This window comes from Arthrobacter sp. AG1021, from assembly GCF_003633665.1.
GTDB classification, from domain to species: Bacteria; Actinomycetota; Actinomycetes; order Actinomycetales; family Micrococcaceae; genus Glutamicibacter; species Glutamicibacter soli.
This window is the reverse complement of sequence record NZ_RBLB01000002.1, coordinates 1-5,064: the sequence shown is the minus strand read 5'-3', so window position 1 is coordinate 5,064 and position 5,064 is coordinate 1. Positions and strand designations below refer to the sequence as shown.

Genomic DNA, 5,064 nt, shown 5'->3' with positions numbered 1-5,064 from the left:
AAGTTAAGTCCGGCGGTGACCTACTCTCCCACACCCTCACGAGTGCAGTACCATCGGCGCAATGGGCCTTAGCTTCCGGGTTCGGTATGGGACCGGGCGTTTCCCCCACGCTATGACCGCCGTAACAATCACGAAGCACACAAACCACTGGTAATCCGGTGGATTCGTCCTTGCAAAGTCTCTTACTTTTTGTGGTTCGAGGTTGTTGTCTCGTAACCGCATAGTGAACGCGAACAATCAAAAATATCATTTTGTTGACACACTGTTTAGATAGTGTGTTGTAAGCCATCGGCCTATTAGTACAGGTCAGCTACACAAGTCTTTGGTCCTTGCTTCCACATCCTGCCTATCAACCCAGTAATCTAGCTGGGGGCCTCACCCACACAAAGTGGATGGAAATCTCATCTCGAAGCAGGCTTCCCGCTTAGATGCTTTCAGCGGTTATCCCTTCCAAACGTAGCTAATCAGCGATGCACTTGGCAGTACAACTGACACACCAGAGGTTCGTCCGTCCCGGTCCTCTCGTACTAAGGACAGCCCTTCTCAAATTTCCAACGCGCGCAGCGGATAGGGACCGAACTGTCTCACGACGTTCTAAACCCAGCTCGCGTACCGCTTTAATGGGCGAACAGCCCAACCCTTGGGACCTACTCCAGCCCCAGGATGCGACGAGCCGACATCGAGGTGCCAAACCATGCCGTCGATATGGACTCTTGGGCAAGATCAGCCTGTTATCCCCGAGGTACCTTTTATCCGTTGAGCGACGGCCCTTCCACGAGGTGCCGCCGGATCACTAGTCCCGACTTTCGTCCCTGCTCGAGCTGTCACTCTCACAGTCAAGCTCCCTTGTGCACTTACACTCAACACCTGATTGCCAACCAGGCTGAGGGAACCTTTGGGCGCCTCCGTTACATTTTAGGAGGCAACCGCCCCAGTTAAACTACCCATCAGGCACTGTCCCTGAACCAGATCATGGTCCGAAGTTAGGTGACCGGTACAGCCAGAGTGGTATTTCAACGATGACTCCACCCGAACTAGCGTCCGAGCTTCACAGTCTCCCACCTATCCTACACAAGCTGCACCGAACACCAATACCAAACTATAGTAAAGGTCTCGGGGTCTTTCCGTCCTGCTGCGCGTAACGAGCATCTTTACTCGTACTGCAATTTCGCCGAGTTCATGGTTGAGACAGCGGGGAAGTCGTTACTCCATTCGTGCAGGTCGGAACTTACCCGACAAGGAATTTCGCTACCTTAGGATGGTTATAGTTACCACCGCCGTTTACTGGGGCTTAAATTCTCAGCTTCGCACACAAGTGTGCTAACCGGTCCTCTTAACCTTCCAGCACCGGGCAGGAGTCAGTCCGTATACATCGTCTTGCGACTTCGCACGGACCTGTGTTTTTAGTAAACAGTCGCTTCCCCCTGGTCTCTGCGGCCCACACCCGCATCCGGAGAGCAAGTCTCCATCACGGGGCAGGCCCCCCTTCTTCCGAAGTTACGGGGGCATTTTGCCGAGTTCCTTAACCATGATTCTCTCGATCGCCTTAGTATTCTCTACCTGATCACCTGTGTCGGTTTAGGGTACGGGCGGACTGGGACCTCGCGCCGATGCTTTTCTAGGCAGCATAGGATCACCGAATCACCCCACAAACGGGGCGCCTATCAGGTCTCAGAAACAATGAACAGCGGATTTGCCTACCGTTCTTCCTACACCCTTGGACCAGGTCAATTCCATTGCCTGGCTCGGCTACCTTCCTGCGTCACACCTGTTAATACGCTGACCTCACAACATCGGTTCCCACCACACCAACCAACAAGACACCTAAAAGGCATCAACGCTGGAATCCGTCATGGTTAGCATCCATTGCTCAGTATGGGCGGTCCTTCGCCGGTACGGGAATATCAACCCGTTGTCCATCGACTACGCCTGTCGGCCTCGCCTTAGGTCCCGACTAACCCAGGGCAGATTAGCTTGACCCTGGAACCCTTGATCATTCGGCGGACGGGTTTCTCACCCGTCATTCGCTACTCATGCCTGCATTCTCACTCGTGTGGCCTCCACCGCTGGTTTCCACCGCGACTTCACCGTCCACACGACGCTCCCCTACCCATCCAAACCACTGGACCACAAAGGCCAATGACATGTTTGAATGACGCAACTTCGGCGGTGTGCTTGAGCCCCGCTACATTATCGGCGCGGAATCACTTGACCAGTGAGCTATTACGCACTCTTTCAAGGGTGGCTGCTTCTAAGCCAACCTCCTGGTTGTCACAGCAACTCCACATCCTTTCCCACTTAGCACACGCTTAGGGGCCTTAGTTGGCGTTCTGGGCTGTTTCCCTCTCGACTATGAAGCTTATCCCCCACAGTCTCACTGCTGCGCTCTGACTTACCGGCATTCGGAGTTTGGCTAAGGTCAGTAACCTTGTAGGGCCCATCGCCTATCCAGTAGCTCTACCTCCAGCAAGAAACACGCAACGCTGCACCTAAATGCATTTCGGGGAGAACCAGCTATCACGAAGTTTGATTGGCCTTTCACCCCTACCCACAGCTCATCCCCTCCATTTTCAACTGAAGTGGGTTCGGTCCTCCACACGCTCTTACACGCGCTTCAACCTGGCCATGGGTAGATCACTTCGCTTCGGGTCTAGATCACGCCACTAACTCGCCCTATTCAGACTCGCTTTCGCTACGGCTTCCCCCCACGGGTTAACCTCGCGACGTAACACTAACTCGCAGGCTCATTCTTCAAAAGGCACGCCATCACAACCACAAGTGGCTGCTCTAACGGATTGTAAGCGCACGGTTTCAGGTACTATTTCACTCCCCTCCCGGGGTACTTTTCACCATTCCCTCACGGTACTGATTCACTATCGGTCATCAAGTAGTATTCAGGCTTACCAGGTGGTCCTGGCAGATTCACACAAGGTTTCACGGGCCCCGTGCTACTCGGGCATCCACACAAGAACGGCAGACACGCATTACACCTACGGGACTATCACCCTCTCTGGTCCGGCATTCCAACCGATTCACCTATACGCCTGCACCTCATCCCACCAGCGTAGATAGAACTGGTACATGTGGACCCCACAACCCCGATGATGCAACGCCTATCCGCTATCACACACCAACCGGTTTAGCCCCATCCGCGTTCGCTCGCCACTACTAACGGAATCACTATTGTTTTCTCTTCCTGCGGGTACTGAGATGTTTCACTTCCCCGCGTTCCCTCCACACAGCCTATACATTCAGCTGCAGGTCACACCACATAACATGGTGCGGGGTTCCCCCATTCGGAAATCCTGGCCTCAACGTCCGGTTATCGACTCCACCAGGCTTATCGCAGATTCCCACGTCCTTCATCGGCTCTTGATGCCAAGGCATCCACCGTGCGCCCTTAAAAACTTCAACACAAAACAAAGTTCTCAAAAATTGAGCTATAAAACAATCAACAAAATCACTACAAACAAGACTCAAACACCACACACACCCAGGACAGGCACATGCAACTCATCTTGTCTGCAAGATGCTCGCGTTCACTATACAGTTCCCAAACAACAACCCCGCACCCCCAACAACAGCACCCCACACACCAGCCCCAAAAGGACCAGCCAGGACACCATGCCAGCAGACACAGGACAAACACCGAAACACCAAGCACCCAACCCACCAAACCCCGCAAAGGGACCAGGCGGCCAGGAGGCTTGTTGCCTCAAAACCCAACAGTGCACCAAACATTATCTATCGCATCCCATGACCCATGCGCCCTTCCAACACCACCAACCCCAAAGGGCCGGCACTGCGTACTAAACCACACACGCCACACAACACAAACCATGCCAACACCCGAACCCCCGAAAACAACCACACGATCGCCCTCGAAAACCCGTTTCCCAGTGTTGAGTTCATTGACATTCCACCCTCGAGCAACCCACCTGCACCACACTCGGGCACAGACATGGGCAACCAAAACTGGTTAGCTCCTTAGAAAGGAGGTGATCCAGCCGCACCTTCCGGTACGGCTACCTTGTTACGACTTAGTCCCAATCGCCAGTCCCACCTTCGACGACTCCCCCCACACAAGGTGGTTAGGCCATCGGCTTCGGGTGTTACCAACTTTCGTGACTTGACGGGCGGTGTGTACAAGGCCCGGGAACGTATTCACCGCAGCGTTGCTGATCTGCGATTACTAGCGACTCCGACTTCATGGGGTCGAGTTGCAGACCCCAATCCGAACTGAGACCGGCTTTTAGGGATTAGCTCCACCTCACAGTATCGCAACCCATTGTACCGGCCATTGTAGCATGCGTGAAGCCCAAGACATAAGGGGCATGATGATTTGACGTCATCCCCACCTTCCTCCGAGTTGACCCCGGCAGTCTCCCATGAGTCCCCGGCATAACCCGCTGGCAACATGGAACGAGGGTTGCGCTCGTTGCGGGACTTAACCCAACATCTCACGACACGAGCTGACGACAACCATGCACCACCTGTGAACCAGCCCCGAAGGGAAACCCCATCTCTGAGGCGATCTGGAACATGTCAAGCCTTGGTAAGGTTCTTCGCGTTGCATCGAATTAATCCGCATGCTCCGCCGCTTGTGCGGGCCCCCGTCAATTCCTTTGAGTTTTAGCCTTGCGGCCGTACTCCCCAGGCGGGGCACTTAATGCGTTAGCTACGGCGCGGAAAACGTGGAATGTCCCCCACACCTAGTGCCCAACGTTTACGGCATGGACTACCAGGGTATCTAATCCTGTTCGCTCCCCATGCTTTCGCTCCTCAGCGTCAGTAAATGCCCAGAGACCTGCCTTCGCCATCGGTGTTCCTCCTGATATCTGCGCATTTCACCGCTACACCAGGAATTCCAGTCTCCCCTACATCACTCTAGTCTGCCCGTACCCACCGCAGATCCGAGGTTGAGCCTCGGACTTTCACGATAGACGCGACAAACCGCCTACGAGCTCTTTACGCCCAATAAATCCGGATAACGCTTGCGCCCTACGTATTACCGCGGCTGCTGGCACGTAGTTAGCCGGCGCTTCTTCTGCAGGTACCGTCACT

Annotated in this window: 3 rRNA genes; all 3 read right to left on the bottom strand. The window is 54.3% G+C overall.

The features are described from left to right. Window positions 1–7: 7 nt before the first annotated feature. A 5S ribosomal RNA gene (gene rrf, locus DFO58_RS00120) occupies window positions 8–124 on the bottom strand. A 151-nt stretch (window positions 125–275) separates the two neighbouring features. Then, window positions 276–3,414, bottom strand: a 23S ribosomal RNA gene (locus DFO58_RS00115). 577 nt (window positions 3,415–3,991) lie between these two features. Next, a 16S ribosomal RNA gene (locus DFO58_RS00110) occupies window positions 3,992–5,064 on the bottom strand; the annotation flags it as partial.